Origin of the sequence: Streptomyces sp. HUAS 15-9 (assembly GCF_025642155.1) — a bacterium.
Taxonomy (GTDB): Bacteria; Actinomycetota; Actinomycetes; order Streptomycetales; family Streptomycetaceae; genus Streptomyces.
Map to the genome: position 1 here is coordinate 3119482 of NZ_CP106798.1, position 15275 is coordinate 3134756.

General features: G+C 71.6%; 11 protein-coding genes and 2 pseudogenes. 6 read left to right on the forward strand and 7 right to left on the reverse strand.

Features of this window, described 5'->3' with window-relative positions; all coding sequences use genetic code 11:
• Window positions 1–97: 97 nt before the first annotated feature.
• A complete protein-coding gene (locus N8I87_RS14275; RefSeq protein WP_263208860.1) occupies window positions 98–1423 on the forward strand; it encodes a hypothetical protein in 1326 nt (441 codons plus the stop codon).
• A 29-nt stretch (window positions 1424–1452) separates the two neighbouring features.
• Here the strand turns inward: N8I87_RS14275 and N8I87_RS44735 are convergent, their stop codons facing one another.
• Window positions 1453–1713 (reverse strand): hypothetical protein, encoded by a 261-nt coding sequence (locus tag N8I87_RS44735; RefSeq protein ID WP_438829311.1) that lies wholly within the window; start codon window positions 1711–1713, stop codon window positions 1453–1455.
• A 10-nt stretch (window positions 1714–1723) separates the two neighbouring features.
• Between N8I87_RS44735 and N8I87_RS14280 the strand changes: the two genes are divergently transcribed.
• The 4 genes and pseudogenes from N8I87_RS14280 to N8I87_RS14295 all read left to right on the forward strand — a co-directional run bounded on the left by N8I87_RS14280 (window position 1724) and on the right by N8I87_RS14295 (window position 8200).
• On the forward strand, window positions 1724–3949 hold the full coding sequence (locus tag N8I87_RS14280) for a serine/threonine-protein kinase (protein ID WP_438829312.1): 2226 nt from the start codon (window positions 1724–1726) through the stop codon (window positions 3947–3949).
• A gap of 3 nt (window positions 3950–3952) precedes the next feature.
• The gene (locus tag N8I87_RS14285; protein WP_263208863.1) at window positions 3953–5272 is read left to right on the forward strand and encodes a PP2C family protein-serine/threonine phosphatase; all 1320 of its coding nucleotides are present in this window, start codon (window positions 3953–3955) and stop codon (window positions 5270–5272) included.
• 118 nt (window positions 5273–5390) lie between these two features.
• The gene (locus tag N8I87_RS14290) at window positions 5391–6737 is read left to right on the forward strand and encodes a vWA domain-containing protein (protein WP_263208865.1); all 1347 of its coding nucleotides are present in this window, start codon (window positions 5391–5393) and stop codon (window positions 6735–6737) included.
• Between the two features lie 48 nt (window positions 6738–6785).
• Window positions 6786–8200, forward strand: a pseudogene (locus N8I87_RS14295) (FHA domain-containing protein).
• A 9-nt stretch (window positions 8201–8209) separates the two neighbouring features.
• Here the strand turns inward: N8I87_RS14295 and N8I87_RS14300 are convergent.
• The gene (locus tag N8I87_RS14300; protein ID WP_263208867.1) at window positions 8210–9196 is read right to left on the reverse strand and encodes a methyltransferase domain-containing protein; all 987 of its coding nucleotides are present in this window, start codon (window positions 9194–9196) and stop codon (window positions 8210–8212) included.
• Window positions 9197–9298: 102 nt separating this feature from the next.
• On the opposite strand from N8I87_RS14300, the gene N8I87_RS14305 reads away from it, so the two are divergent.
• Entirely contained in the window at window positions 9299–9703 is a 405-nt protein-coding gene (locus N8I87_RS14305; protein ID WP_263208869.1) for a globin, read from the forward strand.
• Between the two features lie 123 nt (window positions 9704–9826).
• On the opposite strand, the gene N8I87_RS14310 is transcribed toward N8I87_RS14305, so the two are convergent.
• From N8I87_RS14310 to N8I87_RS14330, 5 genes and pseudogenes are all read right to left on the reverse strand, one after another.
• Window positions 9827–10528: a DUF8185 domain-containing protein gene (locus tag N8I87_RS14310; RefSeq protein ID WP_263208871.1), complete on the reverse strand. Its 702-nt coding sequence runs from the start codon at window positions 10526–10528 to the stop codon at window positions 9827–9829.
• Window positions 10525–10950, reverse strand: coding sequence for an acyl-CoA thioesterase (locus N8I87_RS14315; protein ID WP_263208872.1), 426 nt, complete (start codon window positions 10948–10950; stop codon window positions 10525–10527). Before N8I87_RS14315 ends, N8I87_RS14310 begins: the two co-directional genes overlap by 4 nt.
• A 2-nt stretch (window positions 10951–10952) precedes the next feature.
• Complete coding sequence (gene ettA, locus N8I87_RS14320) at window positions 10953–12617, reverse strand: energy-dependent translational throttle protein EttA (RefSeq protein ID WP_263208873.1); 1665 nt, start codon at window positions 12615–12617, stop codon at window positions 10953–10955.
• A gap of 287 nt (window positions 12618–12904) precedes the next feature.
• A pseudogene (locus tag N8I87_RS14325) lies at window positions 12905–14283 on the reverse strand (Cys-Gln thioester bond-forming surface protein).
• A 305-nt stretch (window positions 14284–14588) separates the two neighbouring features.
• Window positions 14589–15059: a single-stranded DNA-binding protein gene (locus tag N8I87_RS14330; protein WP_263208875.1), complete on the reverse strand. Its 471-nt coding sequence runs from the start codon at window positions 15057–15059 to the stop codon at window positions 14589–14591.
• Between the last annotated feature and the right edge of the window lie 216 nt (window positions 15060–15275).

Sequence of the window (15275 nt, forward strand, 5' to 3'; positions counted from 1 at the left end):
CGGGCGGTCTTCGGGAAGACCTCCGGGAAGACCTCCGGTCGAACGGATCGCGAACACACAGCCGACACAGACCCCACACAGCAGCGAGAGGTGATCGATGGGCGTCACGGACCCCGCCGGGCCGGTGATGGACCGGGACGAGGTGGACCGTGCGCTGGCGCGGCTCGGCGCGGAGCACGAGGCGATCGAGAGCTCGCTGCTCGCCCTTCAGGACCACGCGGGCCGCAGACTCCTCGAAGGCGCCGAGCTCACCGGCACGACCAAGGAGCGCTGGACGGCCGCGGAGGCGTCGATCACCCTGCTGTGGGCGTACTTCGACGCGTACACGGCCGCGCTGCGCGGCGCCCGGGAGATCCGCGCCCGGCGCCGCTGGTCCAGCCGCGAGGACCTGGTGGAGCTGACCGAGCTGCTGCGCGGCGAGTCCGTCACGGTCGCGGGCAGCGCCACAGCGACGGCGAACGCGCCGACGCTGCTGTCCGCGGCGGGCCGGCTCAGCCAGCGGTTCACGCTGGCGGCACTCGTGGACCGGATGAACGAGCTGTACGCGAGTTCGCTGGACATGGTCGTGACCGCCGACGCGGTGTGGTCGGCGCTGCCCGCCCGCATCGATTTACTGGCCGCGGAGCTCCAGCGCACCCGCAAGCTCGCGCACTCCGTCGGCGTGCGCCCCGGCGAGCACCCGTCCGGCGACGACCTGGAGCGGATCACACGCACGCTGACGAAGCTGCGTGAGGAGGTCGTCTCCGACCCGCTCGCCTTCTGGGTGCCGGCGCCGGGCAGTTCGGCACCGGGCGGCGGCCGTCCGGACACAACCGTGTACGACCGTGAGGCGCGGGCCCTGGAGGAAGTACGGCGGGAGATCGATGCCGTACTGACGGTCCGCCAGGACGCGGAGCAGCGTCTGGTGAAGCTGCGGGACGTGCTCTCCCGCGCGGACCGCACGCTCGCCGAGGCGCGCACCGCGCGCGGCGAGGTCCTGGCGAAGATCGCCGCCACGGAGGTGCCGGTCGTCAGCGGGCCGCCGACCGTGCTGCAGGAGCAGCTGGCGACCGCCGCCGAGTACCGCAGACAGGCCCAGTGGCACCGCCTGTCCCCGCTCCTGGAGTCCCTGGAGCAGAAGGCGGAGGACGAACTGCTGCGCGCCCGCGAGTCGTTGACCGCGGTCACCGCGCCGCTGGCGGTCCGCGCCGAGCTGCGCGGCCGTCTCGACGCGTACAAGGCGAAGGTCGCCCGGCACGGACTCGCGGAGGATCCGTTCCTCGTGGAACGGTACGACGCAGCGCGCCGCATGCTGTGGAGCGCTCCGTGCGACCTGCGCGTAGCCGAACAGGCCGTCCTGCGTTATCAGCGGGCGGCGGCCGAACTGCTGGGCGCCCCGCGGGTGCCGGGGCAGGGCGGGCCTCAGGACCGGAGGGGGGAGTAGTCAGCCATGAGTCAGGCAGGGCAGACATGTCAGCGGCCCGGGTGTGAGGGGTCGTACGAGGACGTGGGCGGCGGTGAGCTGTACTGCGACACGTGCGGTCTGGCTCCCGTCGTCTCCGCGAACGGTACGGTCGGTTCGCCGCCCACCGGGATCAGCGGCAGCGGCAAGGACTCGGCGGGCAGCGCCGGTTCGCGCGCCAGCGCCCGCAGTTCGCGTACGTCGTCACAGTCGTCGAAGTCACGGCGCTCGGTGTCGGGGCGGCTGTCGCGCTCGGTGTCGGGCAAGTCCACGGGCCGCTCGGTGTCGGTGCGCAGCTCCGGCTCCGCCTCCGGCTCGTCCGGGCGCGCCCGGCTGGGCGCCGGACTGGTGACGGTGCCCCAGGTGCCGCGGCCAGACCCGCGCGCGATGGTGCTGGAGAACCCGGAGGTGCCCGAGCGCAAGCGGTTCTGCTCGCGCTCGGACTGCGGGGCGCCGGTGGGGCGGTCGCGGGGTGAGCGCGAGGGCCGTACGGAGGGCTTCTGCACCAAGTGCGGCAACCCGTACTCGTTCGTGCCGAAGCTGAAGTCCGGCGACATCGTGCACGGCCAGTACGAGGTTGTGGGCTGTCTGGCGCACGGCGGTCTGGGCTGGATCTACCTCGCGGTGGACCGTGCGGTCTCCGACCGCTGGGTGGTGCTCAAGGGCCTGCTGGACACCGGTGACCAGGACGCGATGGCGGCGGCGATCTCCGAGCGGCGTTTCCTGGCGGAGATCGAGCACGCCAACATCGTGCGGATCTACAACTTCGTGGAGCACCTCGACCAGCGCACCGGCTCGCTCGACGGCTACATCGTCATGGAGTACGTCGGCGGCAAGTCGCTGAAGGAGATCGCCAACGCGCGCCGCACGCCCGACGGCAGACGCGATCCGCTGCCGGTGGAGCAGGCGTGCGCGTACGGCATCGAGGCCCTGGAGGCGCTCGGCCATCTGCACAGCCGCAATCTGCTCTACTGCGACTTCAAGGTCGACAACGCGATCCAGACCGAGGACCAGCTCAAGCTGATCGACATGGGCGCGGTGCGCAGGATGGACGACGACGAGTCGGCCATCTACGGCACGGTCGGCTACCAGGCGCCGGAGGTCGCGGAGGTCGGCCCGTCGGTGGCGAGCGACCTCTACACGGTCGGCCGCACGCTCGCCGTGCTGACCTTCGACTTCCAGGGCTACACGAATGTCTTCGTGGACTCCCTGCCGGACCCCGACAACATCGAGGTCTTCCGCCAGTACGAGTCCTTCTACCGGCTGCTGGTGCGCGCCACCGACCCCGACCCGGCGCGCCGGTTCGCCTCCGCGCAGGAGATGTCCGAGCAGCTGACGGGTGTGCTGCGGGAGGTCGTGTCCCTGCAGACGGGGCGGGCACGGCCCGCGCTGTCGACGCTGCTCGGGCCCGAGCTCAAGGTCACCGACACGGAGTTGTTCCCGAAGCTGGACGGGGACGTGTCGCGGCTGGGGTCGAGAGAGGTGCCGTCCAGAAAGCAGGGGACCTCCGGACAACAGGGCGCCTCCGCCGCTCCCGCTCCGGCGTCCCCGAACGGCGCCCTCGGACTCGTCAAGCCGGTCGCCACGCCCGCCGCCGCCCTGGCGCTGCCCGTTCCGCTGGTGGACCCCTCGGACCCCAACGCCGGCTTCCTGGCGGGTCTGATGGCCTCCGCGGCGGGTGAGCTGCTCGGCGCGCTCGCCGCGGCTCCGCAGCAGACCGTCGAGACACGGTTGCGGCAGATCCGTGCCCGGCTGGAGAACGACGACTCCGAGGCCGCGCTGATGTCCCTGGCGAAGCTGGAGGACGAACAGCCCGACGACTGGCGGGTGGTGTGGTACCGGGGCGTGACCTCGCTGGTCACCGGTGACTTCGAGGCGGCCGCGCTCGCCTTCGACGCGGTCTACGACGCCTTCCCCGGCGAGGCGGCGCCCAAGCTGGCACTCGGCCTGTGCGCGGAGGTGCTCGGCCAGCTGGACAACGCCGCGGAGTACTACCGGCTGGTGTGGTCGACCGACCCGAGCTATGTGAGCGCGGCGTTCGGCCTGGCCCGCGTGCAGCTCGCGGCGGGCGACCGGCGCAGCGCCGTACGGACGCTGGAGTCGGTCCCGGAGTCCTCGATCCACTACACGGCCGCGCGGGTGGCCGCCGTACGGGCGCGGCTGCGTCGGCGCACGGCGACCGCCGGGGACGCGCCGTTCCTGGAGGACCTGACCGCCGCCGCCGGGCAGGTCGAGGCCCTGGACGCATACGGTCTGGACCCGGCACGGCGCGAGCAGTTGTCGGCGGAGGTGCTCGGCAGCGCGCTCGACTGGATACTCTCCGGTGGCCAGCACGCACAGCCTCCCGCCGGCAAACGGGTACTGCTCGGCAGCGGCCTGGACGAGCGGGGCCTCCGCTTCGGTCTGGAGCGCTCGTACCGCACGCTGGCCCGGCTCGCGCCCGGCGGCGAGGAGAGGATCGACCTGGTGGAACGGGCCAACCGTTACCGCCCCCGGACGTGGGTGTAGTTGATGTCGCAGATGCCCCAGCAGACCGCACCGTCGAAGTGCCCGAACTGCGCGGAGCCGCTTGAGTCGGGTGACCGTTTCTGCGGTGCGTGCGGGCACGACCTGTCGGTGGTGCCCACGCCTTCGCAGGACCACCCGACGCTCGCCATGAACGGCTTCTCCGCGTCCGCGGACGGTGCACCCTGGCCCGTAGCGTCCGAGCCGTCCGGCTCCGACACACCAGCGGCGGTGCACCTGCCGACGGACCTGGCGGGGACCGACTCGGGCGGCTCGCCGCTGCCGCCCGCGCCGGGCTCTGCCGTGTCCCCGGCCTCGGGCGTACGGTTCGACCGGCCGCCGGAGCCCGAGGAGTACCCGCTGCAGGCTCCGGACCCGCGGGTGGCCGCCGACCTCGCGGCGGCCGGGGAGAGCAAAGTGTGCGTGGCCTGCCGGGCGGGCCGGGTCGACAGCGACGGCTACTGCGAGAACTGCGGGCACGCGCAGCCGCGCGAACGCGACCACATGGAGCAGGAGTCCGGCCCGGTCGCCGCGGTCAGCGACCGCGGGCTGCGCCACCACCGCAACGAGGACGCCTTCGCCATCGGCCACACGGCGCTGCCCGACGGCACGCCCACGCTGGTGGCGATCGTCTGCGACGGCGTGTCCTCGGCGACCCGTCCCGACGACGCCTCGCTCGCCGCGTCGCAGGCGGCCGGCGAGTCGCTGCTGGCCGCCCTGCCGCGCGGTACGCATCCGCAGCAGGCGATGCACGAGGCGATCGTCGCGGCCTCGCACGCGGTCAACGCGCTGGCCGAGGAGCCCGCGACGGCCCGTGAGCACGCCCCGCACCAGAACGCCCCGGCCTGCACGATCGTCGGCGCGGTGGTCACCTCGGGTCTGCTGGTCGTCGGCTGGGTCGGCGACAGCCGCGCCTACTGGGTGCCGGTGGACCGTGCTTCGCCCCCGGCCCGGCTCACCGAGGACGACTCCTGGGCCGCGCAGATGGTCGCCGCGGGCCTGATGAGCGAGGCGGAGGCGTACGCCGACGAGCGCGCCCACGCGATCACCGGCTGGCTCGGCGCGGACGCCTATGAACTGGAGCCGCACACCGCCGCGTTCAAGCCGGACCGGCCGGGTGTGGTGGTGGTCTGCACCGACGGCCTGTGGAACTACGCGGAGTCGGCGGAGGAGATGTCCGAGGCCATCCCGTCGGACGCCGCCGACCGCCCGCTGCACAGCGCCCGGGTCCTGGTCGGGCACGCGCTGGACGGCGGGGGCCACGACAACGTAACAGTGGCCGTCGTCCCGTTCCCCGCGCCGCCGCAGGGGGCAGGATCGGCCTGAGGCCGCATACGGAGCCAACAGTCACATACGGGGAACCCTGAGCGGACCGGAGGGGACCGGTCCGCATACAGTCGTCACCCACGCAACCCGTGGGGTCAGAGGGGGATTCAGAGCAGTCATGGCCAATTTCTCGAAATCGAACGTGCCGCAGTTCTCGATGGACGTGTACCAGAACGAGTACCTGCCGGAGGGCGGCCGCGAGGTCAACGCGATCGTCACCGTGACGGCGACGGGCGGCGGCACCATCGGGAGCGCGGTCGGCGCGCCGCATCTGTACTCGGCCGGGCAGGGCCCTTCCGCGGCCGTGGCGATCATGGTCGACTGCTCGGGTTCGATGGACTACCCGCCGACCAAGATGCGCAACGCCCGCGACGCCACGGCCGCCGCGATCGACACCCTGCGCGACGGCGTGCACTTCGCGGTGATCGGCGGCACACACATCGCCAAGGAGGTCTACCCCGGCAACGGACGGCTCGCCGTCGCCGACGCCACCACCCGCGATCAGGCCAAGCAGGCGCTGCGCAAGCTCAGCGCCGGCGGCGGTACGGCCATCGGCACCTGGCTGCGGCTCGCCGACCGTCTGCTGTCCTCGGCGGACGTCGCCATCCGGCACGGCATCCTGCTCACCGACGGCCGCAACGAGCACGAGTCACCCGAGGACCTGCGCGCCGCGCTCGACTCCTGCGCCGGACGCTTCACCTGTGACGCCCGGGGCGTGGGCACCGACTGGGAAGTGAAAGAAGTCACAGGAATCGCCTCCGCCCTGCTTGGCACCGCCGACATCGTCGCCGACCCCACGGGCCTCGCCGCCGACTTCACGCAGATGATGGAGACGGCGATGGGCAAGGAGGTCGCGGACGTCGCCCTGCGGGTGTGGACGCCGGTCGGCACGGCCATCAAGTTCGTCAAGCAAGTGGCGCCCACCGTGGTGGAGTTGACGGACCGTCGCACGGAGGCCGGCCCGCGCGCCGGGGACTATCCGACCGGCTCCTGGGGAGACGAGTCCCGTGACTACCACATCTGCGTCGAGGTCCCCACGGCCGGTCTGGGCCAGGAGATGCTGGCCGCCCGGGTCTCCCTGGTCGTACCGCAGCCCGACGGAACCGTGCAGAACCTCGGCGCCCAGGGCCTGGTGAGGGCCGTGTGGACCGACGACATGGTCGCGTCCACCTCGATCAACCCCCAGGTCGCCCACTACACGGGCCAGGCCGAACTGGCACAGGTCATCCAGCAAGGGCTGGACCTTCGCAAAGCGGGCGATATGGATGGAGCAACGGCCAAACTGGGCCGGGCCGTTCAGCTCGCGAGCGTCTCCGGGAACGCCGATACTGCGAAACTGCTTGCGAAGGTGGTGGACGTGGTCGATGCCGCGACGGGTACTGTGCGACTGAAGGCGAAGGTCGCGGAGGCCGACGAGATGACCCTCGAGACCCGGTCCACAAAGACTGTTCGTGTAAAGAAGTGACCTAGAGCGACCTCAGGAAGATCCTGACAGAGAGGGGGAAGCGCCGACATGCCGACCTGCCCGAACGGACACCAGTCGGGTTCCGACGACTGGTGCGAGGTCTGCGGTCACCGCATGGCCGGTGCCGTACCTCCGCCTCCTCCGCCCCCGCCCGCCGGCGGCGGATACGGCTTCCCGCCACCGCCTCCGGGCGGCCCCGGCCAACGCCCCGCCGGCCGACCGAACCTGTCCGCCGTGCCGGACCTGGAGCCGGAGCTCTGCCCGCAGTGCCGCACGCCCCGCGAGGGCGGCGCGCCGTTCTGCGAGGAGTGCCGGTGGAACTTCCTCACCAACACGGCCACCTCGTACACCCCGGCCGCCCCTCCGCGCCCTGCCGGGCCCGGCCAGGGCGCACCGCGTTTCCAGCCGCCGCCCGGCCAGTCCTACGGCGCTGGTGACTCGTACGAGTACCAGGGCTCACGCCCCTCGCAGATGAACCGTCCCGCGGAGCCGATCCCGTCGTTCGGCAGCGAGCCGTCGGGCCCGACGCCGTTCGGCAACGATCGCGGCCAGGGCGGTCCGCCGCCGTTCGGCAACGATCGCGGCCAGGCCGGTCCGCCGCCCTTCGGCAATGAGCGCGGCCCCGGCGGCCCCGGCCCCTCGGCGTTCGGCGGCGGGCAGGGTCCCTCCGGCCGCCCGGACTTCGGCGGGGGCCAGGCTCCGGGCGGTCCGCCGCCCTTCGGCCGTGAGCCCTCCGGTCCTCCCGGGCCGCCCGGTGCCCCCGGCGCCTTCGGCGGCGACCCCTCGCGGCCGGTTCCGCCGCCCCGGGCCCCGGTGGCACGGCGGGTGGCCCCCCGCAGGCCTTCCAGCAGCCCGCCCCGCCCGCTCCCCCGGCCTTCCCGCAGGAGACCGGCCGTCCGCCGGCCGGTGGTCCGTCCTTCGGCGGCGGTGACGACGACTGGGTCATCTCCCCGCCGTCCGCCGGCCCGTCCGGCCAGGGCGGTGGCTACGGCTACCCGCAGCCCGGCGCCACCCAGGCCCCGTCCGGCCCCGCCTTCGGGCAGGTGCCACAGGGGCCGGTCACCTGGACGGCGACCATCGGCCCGGACCGTGACTACTTCATGGCGATGATGCAGCGCTCGGGACCGGAGGCCACGGGTCTCAACCTGCCCGCGTACTCGCCCGAGCAGCAGCGCACGCTCACCGGCAACCAGGTCACCATCGGCCGCCGCCGCCACTCCACCGGCGACACCCCCGACATCGACCTGGCGGTGCCGCCGGAGGACCCGGGCGTCTCGCACCAGCACGCGGTCCTGGTCCAGCAGCCGGACGGCACCTGGGCGGTCGTCGACCAGAACTCGACGAACGGTACGACGGTCAACGGCTCGGAGGAGCCGATCCAGCCCTTCGTGCCGGTACCGCTGCAGGACGGGGACCAGGTGCACGTGGGCGCCTGGACGACGATCACGATCCGGCGCGGCTGACGCCGGCGGTCAGCCCGGGAGGGGCCAGGCGTACGGCCCCTCCGGGTCGTCCAGCCATGCCCACGCGCGCTCGGCGCCGACCGTGATGCCGTAGCGCTCGCGCTCCGGCATGCCCTCGTGGTCCCAGAGCACGTACGCCTCCCGCGGCTCCAGGGCGCCCCGGGTCAGCGCCAGCAGGAAGCGGAACAGCTCGTGTCCCCGGGCCCGGCGCGGCACTCCGGCCAGGGGCGGCGGCTCCGCCTCGCGCCGGTGCTCGCCGCGCAGCGGCACGAAGTAGGCGGGCGTGTGCAGGAAGCGGCCCTCGGCCTGCTCGCTGTCCCGCACGGTCAGCGCGATCAGACCGGTGGACAGGGGTGCCAGGATCCGGGCGCCGGGGCCGCACTGGGCGAGCCAGGCACGCGGGATCGTCGGCAGGGTGCAGGTCGCGATGATCCGGTCGAAGGGGGCGCGCTCCGGGACTCCGCGCGCACCGTCGCCGGTGACCACCACCGGGTGGTACCCGGCCGCCGCCAGGTGCTGCCGGGCCGACTCGGTGATCTCCGGATCCAGATCGACGGTGGTGACGAGGTCGTCGTCGCCGAGCCGGTGGGCGAGCAGGGCCGCGTTGTATCCGGTGCCCGTACCGATCTCCAGGACCCGGTCGCCGTCCCGCACCCGCAGCGCGACCAGCATGTCGGCCATCAGCGAGGGCTGGCTGCTGGAGGTGACCAGCTCGCCGTCGCGCACCCGCGTGGCCAGCGGGGTGTCCGCGTAGGCACCGCTCACCCAGCGCTCGCGCTCCCCCGGATCGGGGCTCTCGCTCCAGCAGCGCTCGTAGCCGCCCAGAACACCGATGTAGTAGTACGGCACGAAGAGGTGCCGCGGCACCTGCTCGAAGGCCTCCCGCCACACCGGGTCCTCGTCCCAGGCGCCGCTCGCGTCGATCTCCCGCGCCAGCGCCGCCCGCGCCGAGGCGGCGACGTCGTCCAGGTCCCAGCCGGGAGCATGCGCGCCCATGGCTCCACTGTGCGGCGCCGGACGACGGGAGGCGAGCACGGGCGGCTGCCCGCCGGTCCTGGGCCTTGAGTCCTGGGCCACCCGGTCTGAGACCATGTACGGGTGAACGAGATTCGGCGCGACACGCTTCAGGAGCAGACCTTCTACGAGCAGGTCGGCGGGGAGAAGACCTTCCGCCGGCTGGTCCACCGGTTCTACCAGGAGGTGGCCGCGGACCCCTTCCTGCGGCCGATGTACCCGGAGGAGGACCTGGGCCCTGCCGAGGAACGGCTGGTCCTGTTCCTGATGCAGTACTGGGGCGGCCCGACGACCTACAGCGAGAACCGCGGCCATCCCCGCCTGCGTATGCGCCACGCCCCCTTCACGGTCGACCGGGCCGCGCACGACGCCTGGCTGAAGCACATGCGGGTGGCCGTCGACGATCTCGGCCTGTCCGAGGAGCACGAGCAGACGCTGTGGAACTACCTGACGTACGCGGCGGCCTCGATGGTGAACACCCCGGAGTAAGCACGGCGGTGCTCGCCGCCACCCTGAGCGTCGGATTCCGGTCGTACGGCACTGGAATCCGATCACGATCCGGTCAAGCGAATGATCACCGGCCGGAGCCCAGACCGGCAAGAAAAGCGTCTCTCAGCGGACGCTGACGTCCAGCTCACCGAGGCCCGCCCTGCGCACGGCGATCGAACCGTAGGGCGTGCGCAGCCTCAGCCACGCACCGCAGGAGAGGAGCGCCGGGGGCGGCTCAGTGGTCGGGTGCGCAGTGCCCGGTGGGGCGGGCGTCCGGAGGAATCCCAGTGACTGGGCCGCGTGCACGGCCCGTACCGGCAAAGGGGTCTCGCCGACCGTACGGGACCAGATCTCCCGCCCGACCCGGTCGAGCTCGGCCCGCGTACGCCGCTCCGGCGCCAACTCCTGCGTACGGGACCGGAATTCGGCGACCGCCGCGCCGACCATGGCACGCAGGGCGTCCGGTGCGGGAAGCCCCGGCGCGGCGCGCCAGCCGGCGCGCGGCGGAAGGACTCCCGCCCACGGCGGCCCGGTCACCGCAGCCGGGACGGCGGCCGTGGCCGCCGACTCGTCCACGGACTCCAGGAACTCACCCGCGGACACGGTCACGTCGAGCGTGGCGTCGAGCCCGTTCTCGTACGGCTTCGCCAGCCGCACCGCGCGGATCGCCAGCACCTCGAAGGACGGCGGCCGCCCGAACACGGCGAGCGCCTTCCCCGCCGCCTGGAGGCGTACCGCCGCTCCACGGTCGTAGCGGAGCAGCCGGGAGAGGAAGGCCGCGAGGTCGGCCGTTTCCCTCTCGTCGGCGAGGTGGAGCACCGTCATGCGGCGACGGCCTCCTCCTCGCTGTCGGCGGTCTTGTCGTCCGTGTACTCCTGGAGGAACTCCCGCTCCTCCGCGGTGATCCGGCGCGGCCGCTGCGCCTGGAAGTCGAACGGCACGATCACCGTGCACGCCCGGACATAGACCAGGTCGTCGTCCTTCACCTCGTAGGTGAGGGTGAAGGACGCCGCCCTGATCTCCGTGACCCACAGCTCGATGACCACCGGCGCGTGCCGGTGGACGAGCTGCCGCTTGTAGTCGATCTCGTGGCGCGCCACCACGGACCCCTGCTTGAAGTCCTTCTCCGGGCGGAACAGGAAGTCGATACGGGCCTCCTCCAGGTAGCGGAGGAACATCACGTTGTTGACGTGGCCGTACGCGTCCATGTCCGCCCAGCGCAGCGGGCAGTGGTAGATGTGCCGCAAGATCAGCCCCGGGTCAGCTTCTTGTAGGTGGCGCGGTGCGGACGCGCGGCATCCGGTCCGAGCCGCTCGATCTTGTTCTTCTCGTACGACTCGAAGTTGCCCTCGAACCAGAACCACCGGGACTCACCCTCGTAGGCGAGGATGTGCGTGGCGACGCGGTCCAGGAACCACCGGTCGTGGGAGACGACCACGGCGCAGCCCGGGAACTCCAGCAGAGCGTTCTCGAGGCTCGACAGGGTCTCGACGTCGAGGTCGTTGGTGGGCTCGTCGAGGAGCAGCAGGTTGCCGCCCTGCTTCAGGGTGAGCGCCAGGTTGAGACGGTTGCGCTCACCACCGGAGAGGATGCCGGCCGGCTTCTGCTGGTCCGGGCCCTTGAAGCCGAAGGCGGAGACATAGGCGCGCGAGGGCATCTCGACCTGGCCGACGTTGATGTAGTCGAGTCCGTCGGACACGACCTCCCACAGCGTCTTCTTGGGGTCGATGTTGGAGCGGCCCTGGTCGACATAGGAGATCTTGACGGTCTCGCCGACCTTGATGTCTCCGGCGTCCGGCGTCTCCAGGCCCTGGATCATCTTGAACAGGGTGGTCTTGCCGGCGCCGTTCGGGCCGATGACGCCGACGATGCCGTTGCGCGGCAGAGTGAAGGACAGGCCGTCGACGAGGATCTTCTCGCCGAAGCCCTTCTGGAGGTCGTTCACCTCGACCACGACGTTGCCCAGACGCGGGCCCGGCGGGATCTGGATCTCCTCGAAGTCCAGCTTCCGCATCTTGTCCGCCTCGGCCGCCATCTCCTCGTACCGCGCGAGACGGGCCTTGGACTTGGCCTGGCGCCCCTTGGCGTTGGAGCGCACCCACTCCAGCTCTTCCTTGAGGCGCTTCTGCCGCTTGGCGTCCTTCTGGCCCTCGACCTTGAGACGGGTCGCCTTGGTCTCCAGGTACGTGGAGTAGTTGCCCTCGTACGGGTAGGCGCGGCCGCGGTCGAGCTCGAGGATCCACTCGGCGACGTTGTCCAGGAAGTACCGGTCGTGGGTGATCGCCACGACGGTGCCCGCGTACTTGGCGAGGTGCTGCTCCAGCCAGTTCACCGACTCGGCGTCGAGGTGGTTGGTGGGCTCGTCGAGGAGCAGCAGGTCGGGCTGCTCGAGCAGGAGCTTGCACAGGGCGACGCGGCGGCGCTCACCACCGGAGAGGTTGGTGACGGCCCAGTCGCCGGGCGGGCAGCCCAGGGCGTCCATGGCCTGCTCCAGCTGGGCGTCGAGGTCCCAGGCATTGGCGTGGTCGAGCTCCTCCTGGAGCTTGCCCATCTCGTCGAGCAGCGCGTCCGAGTAGTCGGTCGCCATGAGCTCGGCGATCTCGTTGAACCGGTCGAGCTTGCCCTTGATCCCGGCGACACCCTCCTGGACGTTCTCCAGGACGTTCTTCTCCTCGTTCAGTGGGGGCTCCTGCAGCAGGATGCCGACGCTGTAGCCGGGCGAGAGGTAGGCGTCACCGTTGGACGGCTGCTCCAGCCCAGCCATGATCTTCAGCACGGTCGACTTACCGGCACCGTTCGGACCGACGACGCCGATCTTGGCACCCGGCAGGAAGTTCAGGGTGACATCGTCGAGAATCACCTTGTCGCCGTGCGCTTTGCGCGCCTTGCGCATGGTGTAAATGAACTCAGCCAAGAGAAACCGTCCGGCAGCTTGAAATCTGGCAGTGGGCAGACACACCCCATCTTGCCGCATGGCCGGGCACCGGAGAAAACCGGCTGGTGACCGTCGGTCGTCGGGGTGCGGGGGTGGCCCCTGTGCCGTGCGGGCGCGGGCCGGGGCCGTTTGTTCGGAGAGTCACGTGTCGGCCACTCACTGTTGAGTTCTCAAGATGCAGTCACGCTCGTGCGGTACCGCACGTGCCGTACGGCTCATGCCGGGCCGCCAGTGCCCTATCGCGCGGGTCGTACGGGTCGTACGGCTCAGTCCCCGGTCGGCGTCTCCCGCTTGCGGAGCAGAACGAGGGCCGCGCCGCCGATCACGACGAGGGCGATGGCCACGCCCACTATCACGGGGGTGGCGCTGGTGCCGCCGGTGGCGGCGAGGTTGGTGCCGCCGGAGGTGCCGCCCACCGTGGCCGGGCTCGGCTCGCTGAGCGTCTGGGTGGACTCGCCGCCCGCGCCGGCCTGGGTCTTGCAGTCGAGGACGCCGCTGAAGCGCTGCGCGAAGCCGTTCGGCCCGGTGATCGTGAAGTCGTAGCCCTGGTCCTCCTGCAGCGGGATGGTCACGGTGCGTGCGTTGCCCGCCGGGATGGAGTACTCGGTGCCCATCAGCTCGAAGGTGAAGGGCTTGTCGCCCTTGTTGGCCGCGCTGATGTCCACGCCGCCCACGGCGCAGTTCTTCCGGGCCGACAGCGCGGGTATCGCGCCCTTCTCCGCCCAGGTCGCACTGGCCGTGGCGGAGACCGTCGACTCGCTGGAGCCGGCCAGGATCTGCGTCTGACTGCGGCTCTCGGAGGCGAAGGCGCGGCCGACCGGCACGGTCGTCGACGCCTGCACGGTCAGCTCGGCCGCGCCGCCGGCGGCGTCCTCGGGTATGTCGAAGAACAGCCGGCTGCCGTCCTGCGCCGAGGTGATGACCTTGCCGGCGGCGTCGACGATCCGGACTCCGCTGGTGGCAGCGTTCGCCGGTGGTGTCACCGTCACCGTGCGTGCGTTGGTGTGGACGGTCACCGGCCCGACCCGGTCGCCGGGACGGCCGGAGACCGCGGGCGGGTCGAGGATCAGCGAGGCCCTCGGCTCGGCCAGGTCGCGTGCGCTCTTCTCGAGGTAGTCGGCGAGCTTCTCGGCCTGCGGGTCGACGGCGTCGACGTCCGCTCCGTCCGAGTAGCGCCAGATGGCCACCTGGGTGCCGGCCGCTGCGTCCTGTTCGGTGAGGCCGGTGACGCCCGCCCGCCCGGCGAGCGCCGCCAGGTCGTTGACCTGCGGGTAGGAGTTCTGCAGGATCCAGCGGATCTTGCCGGCGGCCTTGTTGGTGCCCAGCGACGTGCTGCTCCAGGGCGTCTCCTGGTACTTGGCGTCCTTCTGCGTGGGGTTGTGGAGGTCGACGCAGTACGTCTGCAAGGTGCCGCCGCCCTCCACCGACATCTCGAACAGGCCCGCGGCCACTCTGAGGTCGCTGCCGCCCTCGTGGACGACGGCCTCGCCGTACGTCTTCAGACCCTGGATGGTGGCGGTCGCCCCGCCCTGGTTCTGCGGGGCCCCCTCCGCGGCGGCCGCGCGGCCCCGGCGAGCACACCGGCGGCCACGAGCGCCGACACCAGCGTCGCGGTGGCGAGGCGGGCCGCACCCCGCCCGCGCACGGACGGCGCGGACGTACCGGAGAGCCCAGAGAATGCAAGATGCACGGAATTCCCCTTCGAGCAGGACCCTTTGACGTGGGGGGTGCGGTCCTACCAGCAGAATCAGCAGCCCCGAGAGCTACGCCCGGCATCCTAGGGATCAAGCACACCAGCCTTGCCGGTCCTATCGTCGGATGACCGATCCGAATCGGAATCGTTATCGCGATGACGGTTCGCGAGCAGGGCTTATCGACAAATCCACTGGGTCGTTCAGAGCGCATTCATCGATAAGCCGCAGTTCGGTCAACCGGTCATTGTGGCTGATATCACGTCACCACAGCGGGTTCCGCGTGCTGTTGTGCCGGGGTGTCCGCCGACTGCCCCGTCGGTGTCTCCCAGTTGGGCTCGGGCTGCTGCGGCGCCGCTGCCGCCTCGGGCTTGGCCGCGCGGCGGAAGAGCGCGGTGCCGCGCGCCAGGTCATGGCCGATCGCCACCGCGTCGATGTCCGCCAAGGCCCAGTTCTGCTGCCCCTCGCGCGTCTCCGTGCGCACCTTCAGCCTGCCCTGGACGACGACGGGTTCGCCCACGTTCAGCGAGGCCGCCGCGTTGACCGCGAGCTGGCGGTTGGCCCACACCGTGAAGAAGTTGGTGTGCCCGTCCGTCCAGACATTCTTCTCGCGATCCCAGTAACGCGACGTCACCGCCATCCGGAAGCGCACCGACGGACCTGAGGCCAACTCCCGGTACACCGGCTGCGTCGCCACGTTGCCCACCACACAGAGCGTCGTCTCGTTCATCGTGAACCCCTCCCTCGCCCGGGTCTGCGACGCCGGGCCGGCATGCGTACGGGCCCGTCCCGTACGGCTGCGTCTGCTGCCACGACCGCTTTCGTCCTCCGTCGTGATCGCCGCAGAGCCAGACTGCCTCCGTCGGGCCGAGCCCGCTGAGCGCTGTGGACCACCGGCCTCCTGTGGAAAACCCCGCCACCCCGACGAGTGATCCACTTCCCGCGA